The following is a 15747-nucleotide window of genomic DNA, read 5'->3' on the forward strand; positions in this document are numbered from 1 at the left end:
CATGGCTTACGGCTCGGGCTCCCCCGCCTGTCCGCCTCAGGTCTGGAAGTTGACCGATGTCTTCGGCCGTTCGTCAACCGTCATCGAAAAGACATCCGGGCGAGAATAATGGCCGACTACGTCAAAGTCGTAGCGTGCGCGCACCAACTCGTCGGTATCGATCTCGGCGGCTACTAGGCCTTCCGCATTCAGCAAAGGCCCGGCGATGATGTCGCCCATCGGTCCAATGACCACGCTGCCGCCGCGGATCAGCGGGCGATCCGCTTCCCAATGCGGTACGTCGATGCCGAGTTGCCGCGGCGAGGCCTGGACCTGGCAGGCGCTGATGACAAAGCAGCGGCCCTCATGGGCAATGTGGCGCATCGACGCCTGCCAGATATCGCGCTCGTCCACGGTCGGTGCGCACCAGATCTCCACGCCCTTGGCATACATCGCCGTGCGTAGCAGGGGCATGTGGTTCTCCCAGCAGATCGCAGCGCCCACGCGCCCGGCGGATGTCTGCAGGGCAGGCAACGTCGAGCCGTCTCCCTGGCCCCAGATGAGGCGCTCCGTGCCCGTCGGCATCAACTTGCGGTGCTTCGCGGCGAGACCAGCGGCGGGATCGAAGAACAGCGCCGTACAGTACAGCGTATTGCCGTCTCGTTCAATGACCCCCACCACGAGGCTCGCGCCCGTGCGCGTGGACAGCGCCGCCAGCGCTTGCGTTTCGGGGCCGGGTACGTCGATGGCGTTCTCGAAGTAGTTGGCGAATGCGTCGCGGCCCTCGGGCAGGCGATAACCCAGCCGCGTACCGAAGATCTCGCCTTTGGGATATCCGCCCAGGAGTGCCTCCGGCATGACGACGACGCTTGCGCAGGATGAGAGGATCTTGTCCTCGAACGCCAGGATCCTGGCCAGGGTTTCGGCCTTTCCCGAGGGGGAGGAACCAATCTGGAGGGCGGCGACGATGGAAGCGGGCATGAGGTGTGGCTCCGGGAAGAGGGTTGCGCTATGTTCACGCCCACGCCATCATGAATCAAGGTGGATTGGGATGTATCTGATATGAATGCCATAGATATTGAGGCGATGGACCTCAACCTGCTGAAGGTCTTCGAGGCGCTCTACGAGGAGGGCGGCGCCAGCCGAGCCGCGATCCGCTTGGGCCTGACGCAGTCCGCGGTGAGCGCGGCGATCGGCCGCCTGCGCCGCGTCTATGGCGACCCGCTGTTCGAGAGAGCCGGGCGTGGCATGCGCCCCACGGCGCGCGCGCAGGAACTGAAGCCCGTGGTCAGTGAAGCGCTGAACCACTGCCGCAAGAGCCTTTCGATGGTGGCGCCGGGCGGCAACGTCTTTCACGAAAGGACGATCTCCATCGGGCTTTCGGATGACTACGAGATCGCCATGGGGCGCCGTCTCGTCGACCGCCTGGCGGAAATGGCGCCCGGCATCCGCTTGCTGTTTCGGCAGACACACAGTCAGAAGGCCGTGGAAATGCTGGTGGATCGCTCCGTGGACCTCATCGTGGCAGCGGGGGGACTGGCATCGCGGGCCGTGGCGAAGCATGTACTCGGGATGGGGGGCTATGCCTGCCTGGTGCCTGCCATTGGCGCGCCAGCGCGTGGCTTGACGCTTGAGGAATACGTGCGTAGGAAGCATATCCTGATCTCCTCCGGCGGCTTTGTGGGCATTGTCGACGAGGCCCTTGCCGCGCTTGGCCTGAAGCGGCGGGTGGAGGTTTCGACCACCCACTTCGCAGCCGTGCCGTTCCTGCTCCGCGGGAACGACACCATCGCGACGCTGCCTGCGCATGCCGCGCACGCCCTGGCTGGCCTGGGCGGCTTCCAGGTACTGCCGTGCCCGGTCGCCTTGCCCCGCGATCCCATTGAACTGGCGTGGCGGATGGACGTCCTTCGCGATCCGGCGGTGGCCGCTGTCAAGCAGGCCGTCGTCGATACCTTCGCCAACATGGCGTGGATCTCTTAGGAATCGGCTGACAGGAGGGAGGAAGTCAAAATTTCCTTGTCTGAGCGTAATTTTTATTTGTTTTACCAGCGCCGCGGCTTACGGCACGATCTCGCTCGTCAAGTGTGTTGCTTCATCACACTCATGCCACCGAGATGCCGCATGCCCAAATTGTTCTGCCTCGCCGCCGCCAGTCTCGCTTCACTGTGCTGCGCGGTACCAACCCTTGCTGTGTCGGCCGACTGGCCGGCCAAGCCCGTGACGCTGGTTGTGCCATTTCCCGCGGGAGGAGGGAACGACTTGGTCGCGCGCCTGATCTCCGCCGCGATGAGCACGGCGCTCGGGCAGTCCCTTGTTATCGACAACCGGCCCGGCGCCGGTGGCACGATCGGCGCGGGATTCGTCGCCAAGGCGCCGCCGGATGGCTACACCTTGCTGCTTTGCTCTACCGGGAACCTGGCGGTCGCCACGGCGCTATACCCAAAGCTGTCCTATGGGATCAAGGACCTGGTCCCGGTGAGCCACATCGTCAATACGCCGACCATCTGGGTGGCAGCCCCCCAAATTCCCGCCAACACCCTCAAGGAATTCATCAACCTGGCCAAGCGCGAGCCCGGCAAGTACAACTTCGCATCTGGCGGCAACGGGACGACGCCGCATCTTGCCGGAGTGGCCATGAAAATGCGGAACCACCTGGACATGCAGCATGTGCCTTACAAAGGCTCGACGCCCGCATATACGGACCTTACCGCCGGTCGCGTCAGCTTGATGATGGATAGCGTCATCTCCGCGTTGCCTTTCGTTGAATCCGGCCGCGTGAAGGGCCTGGCGACAGGGACGGCCAAGCGCCTGCCGCAGCTTCCCGCGGTGCCCACGCTGGCCGAGCAGGGCCTGAGCGAGCTGAGTTTTACGGGGTGGGTAGGAATATGCGCCCCCAGTGGAACGCCGGTCCAGGTGGTGTCCAGGATCGGCCAGAGCGTGAAGGAGGTACTCGCGCGGCCAGAGGTGCGCGATGCCTTTGCCAGGCAGATTGCGGAGCCGGTTGGCGATGGCCCCGCGAAATTTGCAGAGACGATCCAGCGCGATGCCCTGACCTGGCGCAAGATCGTTACCACCTCACACGCGGAAATGGACTGAAGCGGAGAGCCGGAAAATGAAAATCGCCGCCATTCAAATGGTGTCTTCTCCGAGCCTGCCGGACAACCTTGCCGTCGCGGAAAACCTGATCGATGAAGCCGTGCACGGCGGTGCCACGTTTGTCCTTCTGCCCGAGTACTTCTGCCAGATCGGTCTTCACGAGACTGACAAGTTCGCGATTGCCGAGGCGTTCGGCGAGGGGCCGATCCAGGCTTGCCTGGCCGCCAAGGCGAGGCAGCACGGCGTATGGATCGCGGGCGGCTCGCTCCCGCTGGCTACCACGCAAGCGCCAAAGGTCACCAACACGATATTGTTGTTCGGGCCCACGGGAGAGGTGAAGGCGCGCTACGACAAGTTGCATCTGTTCAGTTACCTGGATGGCACCCGCGACATTGACGAGAGCCGGACGATGGTCGCGGGCACCGAAATGGTCACGGCGCGGACGGAGTTCGGCTGCGTGGGGCTATCCATTTGCTATGACCTGCGCTTTCCGGAGCTCTACCGGGCCATGCGGCAAGTGGACCTCATCCTCGTGCCGTCGGCATTCACGCAAACCACTGGCCGTGCGCACTGGGAGATCCTGCTCCGTGCGAGAGCGATCGAGAACCAGTGCTATGTGCTGGCCGCGGCGCAAGGCGGGACGCACGCCAATCAGCGGCAGACGTTTGGCCACAGCATGTTGATCGACCCATGGGGAGACGTGGTTGCCAGCCTGCCCCAGGGCGAAGGCGTTGTCATCGGCGAGATGAGCCAAGACCGTTTGCGCAGCRTCCGCGAAGCCATTCCGGCGTTCAAGCACCGACGGATTCTGGGGCCGACGGCCATCGGCTTGTAGTACAGCAGGCCACGTCGGCGCACCTCAAGCCTCAAGCCTCAAGCACTTCAATCAAGCGTTCCAATTCTTCCCTCCCTCGTTCCAGGCGGGGGTGTGGCCCTCGTATTGCTTAACGGTTTGAAAGCTATGAAGACAAATGCCGCAACATTGGCTGCTGTGACGGGGCTGAGCATCTCGGTCTGCACCTCGGACGCAAAGGCCGAATCGGCGGTCTTTGGTGTCGTGGATATGGCACTCGATATCTCGAAGCAAGGACTGGGAACGCTGACACGCCTGCAGAGCGGCAGCGACTGGGGTTCGCGTTTCGGCATCAAGGGGGTCGAGCGCATCTCGCCGGGCCTGAGCGCCGTTTACTGGCTGGAGAGCGGCTTCGGGGCAGACGACGGGATGTCCCAGCAAGGCGGGAGGCTGTTCGGGCGCCAGGTATACATGGGTCTTTCCAGCGAGCAGCTGGGCCGGCTGACGTTCGGTCGCCAGTACTCTCCCGAGAACCGGATGTTCTGGAACATCGATGCGTTCAACGCAGGGCTGGCCGGCGGCCTTCCGGCCATTATTCCCGCCGGCGTGGCGCGTGCCACGCTCGGGCGGGTCGACAACTCCATCCTATGGACGTCCCCGGATCGCTGGCCGGGTGTCACTTACGTGATGTACGCACCAGGAGAGGTCGCGGGGAACCAGCGGGCCGGGCGGATGTGGGGCGTGTCCACGCGGCAGAAGAACGACCTCGCCGACTTCAACATCGGCTTCGTGACACAGCGCAACGCGACCGACACGGGAAAGCTGCAGGCCTTCAGCATGGGGGGAAACTACACGGTGGGGCCGGCGAAGCTGTTTACCGGCTGGCACCGCGACTGGAATAGCCAGGCAAATACGCCGTCAACAAAGGGGCCGGAGCAGGTCTACGACATGTTTCCCTTCGGCGTGAAGTACGGCGTCGGTGCGCAGGCCACGCTTATCGCCCAGTTCGTGCTGGTCAAGGACCGTACGCAAGGCGTGGCCAACAGAAACACCAATCTCATTGCCATCGGCGGCCACTACGCATTGTCAAAGCGCACGGTCTTGTTCGCCGCGTCAGGGCGCATTCTCAATAAAAATGGGTCACAGTACTCCCTTGGCGGTGGCTTGTACGCCGGGGGCACTGTCGGACCGGGTAACCCAACGGCTCGCACTGTCCAGATCGGCATGCGGCACAATTTCTGAGAGATTCCATGATTTCAAACTGGATCGCGCAGCATATAGGATGCATCCGCGTATTTAGATTCGAGGTGTTGCCTGGCCAGGAACTGGCCTACCGGCAATACTTGAGGAATGTGGTGGAGCCCATCGACGAGGTTGCTTTTGCCGATGGTGCCTTCCTTGAGGTGCTTTGCCTGACCCAAGCCAATCCGTGCGGCAAAAGCGGGACGCAGTGCCGTGTGTTCGCATTCCGCGACGTGGCGCAACGCAATGCCTTTCCCGGGCTGATTGCCGAAGCCGCCAGGCAGTTCGATCGGACCGGGGAAGCCCGCAATCTACGCAAGGCCTACGCCGATACGCTTCGGACCGTGGTCGGGGTCGACGACTATGAATTGAGCGCGTAGGAAGGGACGCCATTCCGCGACATGGGGAGCGCCGACGCCCACTGTCGCCGGCGATCTCCCTCCGTGCCCCTTGCCCGCCTCAGCGCGCAACGCCAGGACGATAGCGAAGTCTCTGCGGAAGATTCATTTGGTGTGTCGATGCGATTTGCGCGTTGCATGGAAAGCTGCGCTTGCCATGCGCCGCGGCCTAGATCAATCCCCGCTCGCATCCTCTGAACGTTCGTGCAAGACGTGCCCGAACTCATCCAGTTCCTTCTGGATCCTCGCCATGCTAGCGTCAATGGTCTGCTGCGTAACTTCGCCATCGACGAACTCAACCGAGACGCGGGTAATACGGGAGTCCTTGTCGACGATGCCTTGCAGCACCTTGTCAAATAGCTTCTCCCCCGCACGCAAGCCGAGCGGGCGGGGAACAAGCACCTTGATCAGCAGGATTTCCTCCTCACTCTCCGTTTTCTCCGTTTGCGCCGCATTGGCAAAGGCCGTCCGCAGATACGATTTGAGTTTCAAGACACTCAGGTTGCCGGGAACACCGATATGCGACACCCGAACCTTTTTCTCCGCCATGCTATCTCTCCACCGAAATTGAACGCGAGGACTATACCGCAGGCGGCATCGGTCCAACAAAGCGCAGCACTGTCGCAATGGATTACGCCAACGAGGATGCAGGTGCGGGTAAAGGGCTGAGCGTGACCGTGCTCATTCCTACGGCTGCTGCGCGCTAGGAAGCAACTGGTCAGGCAGCATGCCTGAGCGTGCGCAGGCGTCGCCGGTTGGCGTCCAGCGCCGCGTCATACTCCATGATGCGGGCCGTCTCGTGGCTCACTTCGGAGCCGAGGTACCGCTCAAGGAGGTAGAGCGTCAGGTCAATGCCGAGCGTCACGCCGCCGCCGGTAATGACATCGCCTTCATCGACCACCAGCGCCTGGACGGCTTGCGTGTCCGGATATAGTCTGGCCAGGGTGGTGCCCGGGCATTCCTCTGGTCCTGTGACAGGAAACTTTGTCGTGGCGGTCTTGCCTTCGAGCAGGCCGGAGGCCCCGAGGATCATGGCGCCCGTACATACGCTCGCCACGCGCTCGCCGCTGGCGTGACGCCGGCGGATAAACGAAAGCATGCCATTGTTATGCACCTGCTCGCGCCAGCCCGGGCCTCCGGTCACGATCACGACATCCGCCGGCGGCGCATCGGCGAACGCGTAGTCGGTTTCGACGCGCAGCCCGTTCTGCAACCGGACCATGCCGCCGTGCTCTGAAACGGTGAAGTACGAGAGCTTCTCCGTCACGCGTTTCGCCATCGATAGCGTCCCGATGACAGCGAGTTCGATGGGCTCAATGTGTTCATACAAAACGACCGCGATGCGCATGGTGTTGTCTCCGAGTGGGTTGTTTCCCAATCTTATGACATTGTTTCCTTTTGGGCAACTTACTCATTTCGCTAGCCTGCCGTTTTGCTACGTCTCACTTGAGGTCTGGCTCGGCAGGCTCCATTACAACCACCACTGCCTGTGCATCGCCCTCCAGGGCGCGGCCCCGATGCGGCGTGCTGGACTCGAAGTAAAGGCTGTCGCCAGCTTCCAGGATGCAGCGTTGAAGCTTGCCTTTGACTTTGAACTCGAATTCGACTTTCCCCGACAGGAGAAAGACGAATTCCTCTCCCGCATGCTCGAAGAAGAAGTCGAGATTGATCTCGGAGGGGAAGGTAAACATGAAGGGGTCCATGTGCTTGCGCTGCTTCTTGTGCGCCAGGCTCACATAGTCGTACCCGTAGGCGCTGCCGCCGCGAAACACGGGTTTGCGCTCCCAATGATGTACCACGGAGACGGGGGTGTCGGCACTTTCGGGCGAGACCGCGTCCGCGGCATCCGTGTCGACAAAGAAATAGCTCAGTTCCATGCCCATGGCGCGTGCGATGCGAGCCAGCGAGCCAATCGGCGGCGCCTTTTTCCCGTTCTCGATCTTGGATAGATAGCCCTTTGTGAATCCGGATAGCTCCGCAAGGGCTTCAAGCGTAAGGCCATGCTCGATGCGTGCCGTGCGCAGGCGCAGGCAGACGGCTTCTTCATCATCTGTCGGCGCCGTGCTCACATCCTGAGCGGCTTGCTTCTGCCGTGATGCGAGAAGTGTTTTATCGAGGGTTTTTGCCGTCATGGCTTGCAAGTTCCGTTCGCCCGTCTGGTAGGGGAATGGGAAACTTGGGCAAGTTTCCCGGTTGGAATTGTAAGCCTTGTTGCGTGGCGTTTGTTGCCCAGGGGGGTTGGGCGCCGCTTGCGCTGCCCTTGCGCCAGGAAGGCGACGCCACCGCAAGCAGCCATCCGTCAGGATTCGTAGAGGTTGTCCCGATAGGTTTCAGTGCTGGCCGCGGTAGCGATCAGGGTAACGAGGCCAAGCACGGCAATCATGATGGCCACGCCGACGAAATGTCCTTGCCTGGCCAGCAGGGCGGTCGCCAGCATGGGCGCAAGGCCGCCCCCGATGCCCGCCGCCACCTGGCACCCCAGCGATGCCCCGCTGTAGCGTACCTTGGTGCCGAACAGCTCGGGAAGCAGGGCGGCTTGTGGACCGTACATGGAGCCGTGGCCCAGATTCATGCAAATTGCCACGGCCAGCGCAATGATCGCGGGATTGCCGGTCTGGATGCACATGAATAGCGGATAGGCCGCCGCGATGGTGAAAAGGGATCCCAGGAAATACAGCGGGCGCCGGCCCCAGCGGTCTGACAGATGGCCGAACAACGGGATCGTCAGCAGTTCCAGCGCGGCACCAAGCAGCACGCCGTCCAAAATGACCGTCTTGGGAATTTTCAGTACGGTGGTCCCGTACACGACGACGAACACGGTGAGGATATAGACCCAGGCAACTTCGCAGACTTTCAATCCAATACTGATGACGAGGTTGCGGCGGTGCTTGGTCAGCACCTCGAGCAGGGGGATCTTCGGCGGCTCCTTGTCCTGCGACGCCGCGGCAAAGACCGGCGATTCCGAGACCTTCAAGCGGATATAAAAGCCCAGGAAGACAAGAATGGCGCTCAGCAGGAACGGGACGCGCCAGCCCCACGCCAGGAAGTCGGCGTCCGCCATCCTGCTCAGGTAGGCAAAGATGCCGGTAGAGGCAAGCATGCCCAGCGGGAATCCCATCTGCACCAGGCTCCCATAAAAGCCGCGCTTGTCTCGCGGCGCATGCTCGATCACCATCAGCGCCGCGCCGCCCCACTCCCCGCCGATGCCGATGCCCTGGATCACGCGCAGCAAGATCAGCAGCACCGGCGCCCAGATGCCAATCTGGCCATAGGTGGGGAGCAAACCGATGGCGAACGTGCCGCCGCCCATGAGGAACATCGTCGTCATCAGCATGGTCTTGCGGCCGACCTTGTCGCCGAAGTGCCCGAATACGACACCACCCAGGGGGCGCGCGATAAAGCCAACGGCAAAGGATCCCAGCGCGGCCATGGTCCCCATCAACGGGTCTAGCGATGGAAAGAACAGCTTGTTGAACACCAGCGCGGCGGCTGTGCCATAGAGCAAAAAGTCGTACCACTCGACCATGGTGCCGATGACGCTGGCCGTCACCACCTTGCTCATGCTGTCCCTGCCGCTGGATCGGTGCGCTGTGTCGACCAAACCTGCGGCGCCCTCCGTGTTTGTGTATGCATCCATCGGTGTCTCCTGTCTCCTGTTTGCTGCTTGTCATTGGCTTCGGGGGCGCAATCTCGCGAGAACTGCGCGTTCATAGTAGTCAATTGGGAAACATTTTCAAGCAATGTAGGGTAAACAAGGAAACTAAAGTTACTAATAAAGCATAAATATCAAAACACATTGAAGGTGGGTTGACCAAAAGGAAACTATTGAGTAAATTAGTTTCCGTGCGACGCATCGTGTTTGCGCGCTTGCACTTACCTAACTGTCCAGAGGAGACTGCCGTGATTGAGAACCAACACTTCAGCGAGCGTTTGAAGGGCAAACTGGAGCCGACCCCCGGCGGTTCGGTTTATGTCGATCCAGATACCCTCGAATGGGAGCCCTCCCAGTTCGAGAAGATCTCGATGAAAGTCCTGTATCGCAACGACGCCGCCGGCGAAATGACCGTGCTCCTCAAGTGGGAGCCAGGCGCGGTGCTGCCATTCCACAAGCATCCGGAGATCGAGCAAAGCTATGTGCTCGAGGGATCGTTCTACGATCACGACGGGATCTGCCGCGCCGGCCAGTTCGTCTGGCGCCAGCCTGGTTCATTGCACGAAACCCGTTCCGACGAGGGCTGCCTGCTGTTCGCGGTCTATCGCAAGCCGAACGTCTTCTTTGGTACGGCCGGCTTCCGCAAGACCTCCTGAAATTGCCGGCGTCCTATCCCCGGGGCGTGGTGCTCCGGGATTTGTCATTGGAGTCGCCATGGCTTGCGTCGTCACTGAAGCTTGCATCAACTGCCGCTATGGAGATTGCGCGGAAGTCTGTCCCGTGCATGCGTTCCATCAGGGGCCGAACTTTATGGTGATCGACCCGTCGGTCTGCCTGAATTGCACGATTTGCACCCTGGTATGCCCGGTCAATGCCATCAAGAATGACTATGACCTGACAGAGGAGGAACTCGGTTTCGTTGAACTCAATGACAAGCTGGCGCAGAAGTGGCCGGTGGTGAAAATTGGGGACGGGCCGCTGCCGGATGCCGACGATTGGGCGTTTCTGGAAAACAAGAGGGCGTTGCTGGTCTAGGGAGCAGGTGAGGGGCCATCGCCACGGAGAGCTGCCGTCCATGCGGTCAGCCGTGCAGAGGATCAGGAAGCGCCTGACAGCTTTGGGTGCTCGGCACACTAGCCAGTCGTCCCCGCTCTCTGGTGGCAGCACAACGATCGAGCGCGCGCAGATAACGCGCCTTGGCGTCGATGGCAACGCTGGTAAATGACTGTTGCAAAATCAAACAAAATGTCAGGTACCTCGGCGCTACAGTGGTCCTTCCCATGCCTGAAGGCGTTCTTTGGAGGTACACGAATGAAGCAACATCTGGCGAAATCCCTGTTGATGGCTGGCGCGATGATCGCGTCCTACCCGCTGTTCGCGCAGCAGGCCCAGCCCATTCAGCCGGCCCAGCCGATGCCGATGACTCAGCCGATGCAATCCACCCAACCTATGCAAACCGCCCAGTCGGTGTCATCCGCGCAGCCTGTGCAAGCCACGCCGGCGGCAGCGCCGTCGGCCCAGGCGACGCTGCCGGCCGCGCGCGATCCTTATGCGCAAGGTGCCGAACAGCCGGTTCAGCCGGGCGTTGCGCCCGCACCGGTCGACCCGACGCTGGCCCGCAGCCCCAACCCGGCAATGGACGCCGCCAGCATGAGCCTGGCTCCCGATGCGCTCGGGACGCGCCTGGGCCAGCGCAACCCCTTCCTCGACGGCGCCTGAGCGCCTGGCAGCCTTCCTGAGCCCCAACCCTTCGGAGTGCAACGTCCCGTGAACCGGGCAGTGCGCCGGCACGTCCGCGCCGGTGCTCTCCCTCAATGGCCCTTGCCCGCTTCCGCGCGCAGGGCCTTCACCTTGTCCGCGCTCACATCGCCGGGTTGTCCGCCGTAGCTCGCCCGCAGGTAGTTGGCCAGGTCGGCAAGCTCCGCGTCGCTCATGCGCGACGCAAAGCCGGGCATGTCCTGCAGGCTCTCCAGCCCGGGGAATTTCTGGGCTTCGATGCCGTCGAGCATGGATACGATCAGGTTGTGCGGGTCGGCGTTGCGCACGGTGGAGTTGCCCAGCATCGCCACCGCCACGTGCGGCTTGCCCTCGCCATCGCGGCCGTGGCAGCCGGCGCAGACGGCCAGGTAATGCTGGCGGCCGGGTTTGAGCAGGGCCGCGTCCGCGCTGACCGGCTTGAGCGGCTGGGGCTGCGGCGGCTGGTCGCCCAGCAGGTAGGTCGACATCGCGGCGAGGTCGGCCTTGTTCAGGTACTGGCTGCTGAGATGGACCACGGGGAACATCTCGCCGTAAGCCGAGCCTTGCGGCGCGATGCCGGTGGCGAAGAAGGTCTGCAGGTCGGCGCCCGTCCAGCCGCGCGCGGCCAGGCCGGCGGGCGTGATGTCCGGCGCGGCCACGCGGCCGAGCGCGGCGCCGGCCAGTGGCTTGGCCGCGTCCAGGCGGCCGAACGCGGCGCGCGGCGTGTGGCATTCGGCGCAGTGGCCCAGTGCATTGGACAGGTAGCGGCCGCGCTGCCAGGGCGGGGTCTGGCCGGTGGAGGCGTCGGGCAGCTGGTCCTTCAGGAACAGCAGGTTCCAGCCGGGCAGCGTCACGCGCATGTTGTACGGGAAGCTGAGATCGTGCGGCCTGTTGGCCACGGCAACCGGTTTCAGCTGCATCAGGTAGGCGTACATCGCATCGGTGTCGCCACGCGACAGGCCGCGATACGAGGTGTAAGGCATGGCCGGATAGAGATGCTTGTCCGGCGCGACCCCGTCGTGCAGCGCCTTGTAGAAATCGTCCGCGCTCCACTTGCCGATGCCGTGGTCCTTGTCCGGCGTGATGTTGGTGCCGTAAAAGGTGCCAAATGGCGAGGCTAGTTCCACCCCGCCGGCAAACGGCGCGCCCTGGGCGCTGGTATGGCAGGCGGCGCAATCCGCGGCGCGCGCCAGGTAGCGCCCGCGTGCGATCTGGTCGGCGGGAGAGAGCTTGGTGGCGGGCTGCTGGTCGGCGGCGGTGTCGATCGGGGCGGCGTGGTCGCCGCAGCCAGCCAGCAGGGCCGCGCCCAGCGCGGCCATTGTCGCCAGCGTGGTGCGCGCGTGCCGGAGGAAGTCGGGCTGGCTCGTCATCACTTGTCTTCCTTTACCAGGCCCGGGGTGTTGACCACCACGTCCTTGACGGCTTCGAAGTAACGCACGTAGCCGGTGCAGCGGCAGATATGGTCGTCGAGCGCCGCGGCGATGGTCTCGTCGACCTTGCCCCGCGCTACCGGCTGGCGCTTCAGCCGCTCCACCAGGATGGTCGCGCCGTTGACGAAGCCCGGCGTACAGTAGCCGCACTGGAAGCTGAAGTGCTCCAGGAACTTCTGCTGCACCGGCGACAGTTCCACTACCTCGCCCTTGTCGTTGCGCCTGGCGTGGCCTTCCACCGTGCGCACCTTCTTGCCCTGGAAGTAGTGCGCGCCGGTGATGCAGGCGCGCACTTCCTCGCTGCTGCCGTCGGCTTTGTCCAGGATCACCACGCAGGCGTGGCAGATGCCCTGGCCGCAGCCCAGGCGCGAGCCGGTGAGTTCCAGGTACTCGTGCAGGAAGTCGATCATCATCAGGCCTTCCGGCACGTCGATGGGGCCAACGTCCTTGCCGTTGATGTTGAGGGAAAGCGGTTGGGTGGCGATGCTCATGCCAGGACCTCCTGAATCTTTTCGGCGCTGACCGGCAGGGCGGTAAAGCGATGGCCGATGGCATGCGCGATGCCGTTGACGATGGCGCCCACCACCGGAATCATCACCACTTCGGCGATGCCCTTGGGCGGATCGGTGTCGGACACGGGCGGCAGGACTATCCCGGTTTGCGACCACACCGCCACGTCGCTGGCGCGCGGCAAGTGGTAGCGGTTGAAGTTCCAGGTGCCGTTGCCGGGCCCGTCCTCATAGAGCGGCAGGATCTCGTGCAGCGCGTGGCCGATGCCCATGGCGATGCCCCCCTGGAGTTGCCCGGACACCAGTTCCGGCGACAACTGCGAGCCGCATTCCATGATGGAGTGGTGGCTGAGGATATCCACCTTGCCGCTGGCCTCGGCCACCGACAGCTCCACCAGCGTGGCCACCGCGCTGTAATAGGTCACGGTCGCGTTGTTACGCTGGGTCGGGGCGATGTAAACCTTCTTGCGGTCCAGCACCTGGTAGCCACCGCTGGTGGTCATCCGCGCCTTGCGCGCGGCGTCCGCGCCATCGCCGTAGCGTACCGAGAGCCCGTCGATGGGCAGCCGGGCAGCCGTGCCGTCGACCTCAAAATCAGCCTCGCTCCATTGCCATCGATTGAACACGTGCACCGTGGCGCCCGTGACCAGGCCCAGCTCGTGCGCCTTCCTTGCCAGTTGTTCGTAGGGCAGCGCCTGCAGGCCGCCGGCGGTGAGCTTGCCCTTGACCCAGCGCGCATCCTCCACGCGCACCACCAGCGAGGCGGCCTGACCGCCGCCGACGCCCTGGCTCCAGATCGCCATGGCAGCGGGCCATAGGCCGTGCATAAAGACCACGCGCGCGGCTTCGCGGGTGCTGTGGGTGAAGTAGTAGGCTGAATTGGTCGCGCTGGAAGGCGAGGCGTAGGCCGGCGACCAGCGCGGATTGGCCGACAGCTTGTCCTGGTCGGCTTGGCTCATCAGGTAAGGATCGCCGGTGGCGGTGACGGGAAGGTCGGGCCAGTCGGTGATCGCCACGCGCACTTCGGTGGCTGGCTTGCCCAGCCAGCGCGTCACGGCCACCGCCTGCGAGGTCGACATGCCGGTGCCGATCTCGGCGCCGCAGTGATGCAGGGCGATGGTGCCGTCGGCGCGCATCTCCACCTTGGCGAACGAGGCTTCCGCGCCGGTGCCGAAGTCCTTCTGCACGCAGGCGAAGCCCACGCCGTAGCGCCGGCCGGGATGGCTCGCCTCGAAATCCGCCTTCTTCTTCGCGCGGCCGGTCCAGAGCGGATGGGCCCTGGCCGCCTCCAGCACTTCATCCACGCGGATGGCGCCGGCGGGGATCGCGCCCTGCGTATTCTTCATGCCCGAACGCAGCGCGTTCCTCAGGCGGAACTCGATGGGGTCGAGCTTGAGCTGCTCGGCGAACTCGTCGACCATCATCTCGGTGGCCGCCATGCTTTGCAGCGTGCCGTAGCCGCGTGCCGAGCCGGCATCGATGGCGCGCGAGGCGATGGCCACGGCGGTCAGGTCGTTCTTCGGGAAGTAATAGATCGACTGCGCCGCGGTGGCGCCCACCATTGCCACCGAGGGCGAGAAGTTGGCGCGGCCGCCGCCATTGGCCTCGAAGTCGCCCTGGAAGGACTGGAACAGGCCGGTGTTCTTGTCCACCGCGATGCGGTAGCGCATCCTGAAGGCGTGCCGCTTGATCGCGGTCTGGAACTGCTCGTAGCGGTCGTTGGCCAGGCGCACCGGCTTGCCGTCGGCGTAGAGCGCCGTCACCAGGCCATAGAAGGGGAAGTTGTAGTGATCCTTGGAGCCATAGCCCACGGTGTAGCAGGGATGGACGAACACCTGCTTCACCGGGAACACGCCCTTGGCCCTGGCCATCATCTCCGCCGCGCTTTCGCCGACTTCGATGGGGGACTGGGTCGGCACGACCATGTGCAGCGCCTGCGTGCCGGCGTCATACCAGCAGTTGGCGTTGTCTGGTTCCAGCGCGGCGGTATCGACGGACTGCGTGTTGTACTCGCGCTCCAGCACCAGCCAGTCAGCCGGCGGCTGGTCCAGTTGCTGGCGGATCTGGCCGGCGTGGAACATGCCCTGCTCGCCGAGCTGGCCGTGGTCCTTGCCGTCGGGCCAGACCGGTTCGTGCTTGCGCATCATGCTGGGGAACAGCGGCGCATTCTTCAGGCTGGAAAACACATCATCGTCGAACGGCGTCTCGCCGCCCACCCGCACGAAGCGGAAGGTGCCCCAGGGATCGCGCTCCAGCGGGCCGGTCGAGGCGCCGTAGCGGATGATCTCGTCGTGGAACTTGAGCTTGTCCTTGGCAAAGCGGAAACGGGCGAAATCGTGATAGATCAGGATCGCCACGGCATGACCGAGATAGGCCGGCGTCTTGCCTTCCGGCAGCAGCATGTCCTCGCCATAGAAGGCGGGAAAGGCCACGCCGTCGCGCGTCAGGTCCGCGGCGGTGACTACGCGGTCGGGCTTGAGATCGTCGCCCAGCAACGCCAGGTCGAAGCCCGCATAGCTGCGATCCGCCTTGGTGGCGCGCAGGATGAAGGCATGCGATTGCGCCTTGGGCCAGTGCGGCATGTCACGCGAACGGATATCGCGGGCGAAGACCTTGTCGCCAGTGACCTTGGCCATGCCGTCGATGCGGAAATTCGGGGCGCCGGTCTTGGGGTCCCACTGGACCGGGGTCAGGATTTTTTCTTCGAACAAGGCCGCGAAGGCCTTGCCGCCGATCGGTGCGATATACACCGATACCCCGGCCACGACGCTGGCCTTCAGGAACGTGCGGCGCGAAGGGCTGAAATTAGCCATGGATTTTCCTTGGGAATGCGCCGATGCCGCTGCGGCGGCGTCCGGACGAGATACACGGCCTGACACGTCCGGCCTGGGTAGCCGGGCGAACGAGA

At 63.5% G+C, this 15747-nt stretch carries 16 protein-coding genes; 8 read left to right on the forward strand and 8 right to left on the reverse strand.

Features of this window, described 5'->3' with window-relative positions; translation table 11 throughout:
* Positions 1-36: 36 nt before the first annotated feature.
* Positions 37-960 (reverse strand): carbon-nitrogen hydrolase family protein, encoded by a 924-nt coding sequence (locus tag AC1DT6_RS29585; protein ID WP_441634983.1) that lies wholly within the window; start codon positions 958-960, stop codon positions 37-39.
* Positions 961-1041: 81 nt separating this feature from the next.
* On the opposite strand from AC1DT6_RS29585, the gene AC1DT6_RS29590 reads away from it, so the two are divergent.
* The 5 genes from AC1DT6_RS29590 (at position 1042) to AC1DT6_RS29610 (ending at position 5493) form a co-directional block, all read left to right on the forward strand.
* Entirely contained in the window at positions 1042-1962 is a 921-nt protein-coding gene (locus AC1DT6_RS29590; protein WP_441634985.1) for a LysR family transcriptional regulator, read from the forward strand.
* Positions 1963-2103: 141 nt separating this feature from the next.
* Positions 2104-3078 carry a Bug family tripartite tricarboxylate transporter substrate binding protein gene (locus tag AC1DT6_RS29595; RefSeq protein WP_441634987.1) on the forward strand — a complete coding sequence of 325 codons (975 nt, stop codon included), beginning with the start codon at positions 2104-2106 and terminating at the stop codon, positions 3076-3078.
* Between the two features lie 16 nt (positions 3079-3094).
* Positions 3095-3913 carry a carbon-nitrogen hydrolase family protein gene (locus AC1DT6_RS29600; protein WP_477115162.1) on the forward strand — a complete coding sequence of 273 codons (819 nt, stop codon included), beginning with the start codon at positions 3095-3097 and terminating at the stop codon, positions 3911-3913.
* A 126-nt stretch (positions 3914-4039) separates the two neighbouring features.
* The gene (locus AC1DT6_RS29605; protein WP_441634991.1) at positions 4040-5113 is read left to right on the forward strand and encodes a porin; all 1074 of its coding nucleotides are present in this window, start codon (positions 4040-4042) and stop codon (positions 5111-5113) included.
* An 8-nt stretch (positions 5114-5121) separates the two neighbouring features.
* On the forward strand, positions 5122-5493 hold the full coding sequence (locus tag AC1DT6_RS29610) for a hypothetical protein (protein WP_441634993.1): 372 nt from the start codon (positions 5122-5124) through the stop codon (positions 5491-5493).
* A gap of 192 nt (positions 5494-5685) precedes the next feature.
* On the opposite strand, the gene AC1DT6_RS29615 is transcribed toward AC1DT6_RS29610, so the two are convergent.
* The 4 genes from AC1DT6_RS29615 to AC1DT6_RS29630 form a co-directional block, all read right to left on the reverse strand.
* Positions 5686-6060, reverse strand: a complete 375-nt coding sequence (locus tag AC1DT6_RS29615) for a hypothetical protein (RefSeq protein ID WP_441634995.1) — start codon at positions 6058-6060, stop codon at positions 5686-5688.
* A gap of 169 nt (positions 6061-6229) precedes the next feature.
* Complete coding sequence (locus tag AC1DT6_RS29620; RefSeq protein WP_441634997.1) at positions 6230-6859, reverse strand: DJ-1/PfpI family protein; 630 nt, start codon at positions 6857-6859, stop codon at positions 6230-6232.
* Positions 6860-6953: 94 nt separating this feature from the next.
* The gene (locus AC1DT6_RS29625; RefSeq protein ID WP_477103696.1) at positions 6954-7643 is read right to left on the reverse strand and encodes a helix-turn-helix domain-containing protein; all 690 of its coding nucleotides are present in this window, start codon (positions 7641-7643) and stop codon (positions 6954-6956) included.
* Positions 7644-7810: 167 nt separating this feature from the next.
* Positions 7811-9148 carry an MFS transporter gene (locus tag AC1DT6_RS29630; protein ID WP_441635001.1) on the reverse strand — a complete coding sequence of 446 codons (1338 nt, stop codon included), beginning with the start codon at positions 9146-9148 and terminating at the stop codon, positions 7811-7813.
* 263 nt (positions 9149-9411) lie between these two features.
* Between AC1DT6_RS29630 and AC1DT6_RS29635 the strand changes: the two genes are divergently transcribed.
* The 3 genes from AC1DT6_RS29635 (at position 9412) to AC1DT6_RS29645 (ending at position 10882) form a co-directional block, all read left to right on the forward strand.
* Positions 9412-9819: a cupin domain-containing protein gene (locus AC1DT6_RS29635; protein ID WP_400092867.1), complete on the forward strand. Its 408-nt coding sequence runs from the start codon at positions 9412-9414 to the stop codon at positions 9817-9819.
* Positions 9820-9877: 58 nt separating this feature from the next.
* Entirely contained in the window at positions 9878-10198 is a 321-nt protein-coding gene (locus AC1DT6_RS29640; RefSeq protein ID WP_045235870.1) for a DUF3470 domain-containing protein, read from the forward strand.
* 276 nt (positions 10199-10474) lie between these two features.
* Complete coding sequence (locus AC1DT6_RS29645; RefSeq protein ID WP_441635003.1) at positions 10475-10882, forward strand: hypothetical protein; 408 nt, start codon at positions 10475-10477, stop codon at positions 10880-10882.
* Between the two features lie 92 nt (positions 10883-10974).
* Here AC1DT6_RS29645 and AC1DT6_RS29650 read toward each other — a convergent pair whose 3' ends face one another.
* The 3 genes from AC1DT6_RS29650 to AC1DT6_RS29660 are packed head-to-tail and all read right to left on the reverse strand — an operon-like array spanning position 10975 to position 15652.
* On the reverse strand, positions 10975-12270 hold the full coding sequence (locus AC1DT6_RS29650) for a c-type cytochrome (RefSeq protein ID WP_477111825.1): 1296 nt from the start codon (positions 12268-12270) through the stop codon (positions 10975-10977).
* Positions 12270-12821: a (2Fe-2S)-binding protein gene (locus AC1DT6_RS29655; RefSeq protein ID WP_441633189.1), complete on the reverse strand. Its 552-nt coding sequence runs from the start codon at positions 12819-12821 to the stop codon at positions 12270-12272. Before AC1DT6_RS29655 ends, AC1DT6_RS29650 begins: the two co-directional genes overlap by 1 nt.
* Entirely contained in the window at positions 12818-15652 is a 2835-nt protein-coding gene (locus AC1DT6_RS29660; protein WP_441633191.1) for a xanthine dehydrogenase family protein molybdopterin-binding subunit, read from the reverse strand. The genes AC1DT6_RS29655 and AC1DT6_RS29660 overlap by 4 nt, the downstream gene beginning before the upstream one ends.
* Positions 15653-15747: the final 95 nt, after the last annotated feature.

Source organism: Cupriavidus sp. 01L45, from assembly GCF_056399885.1.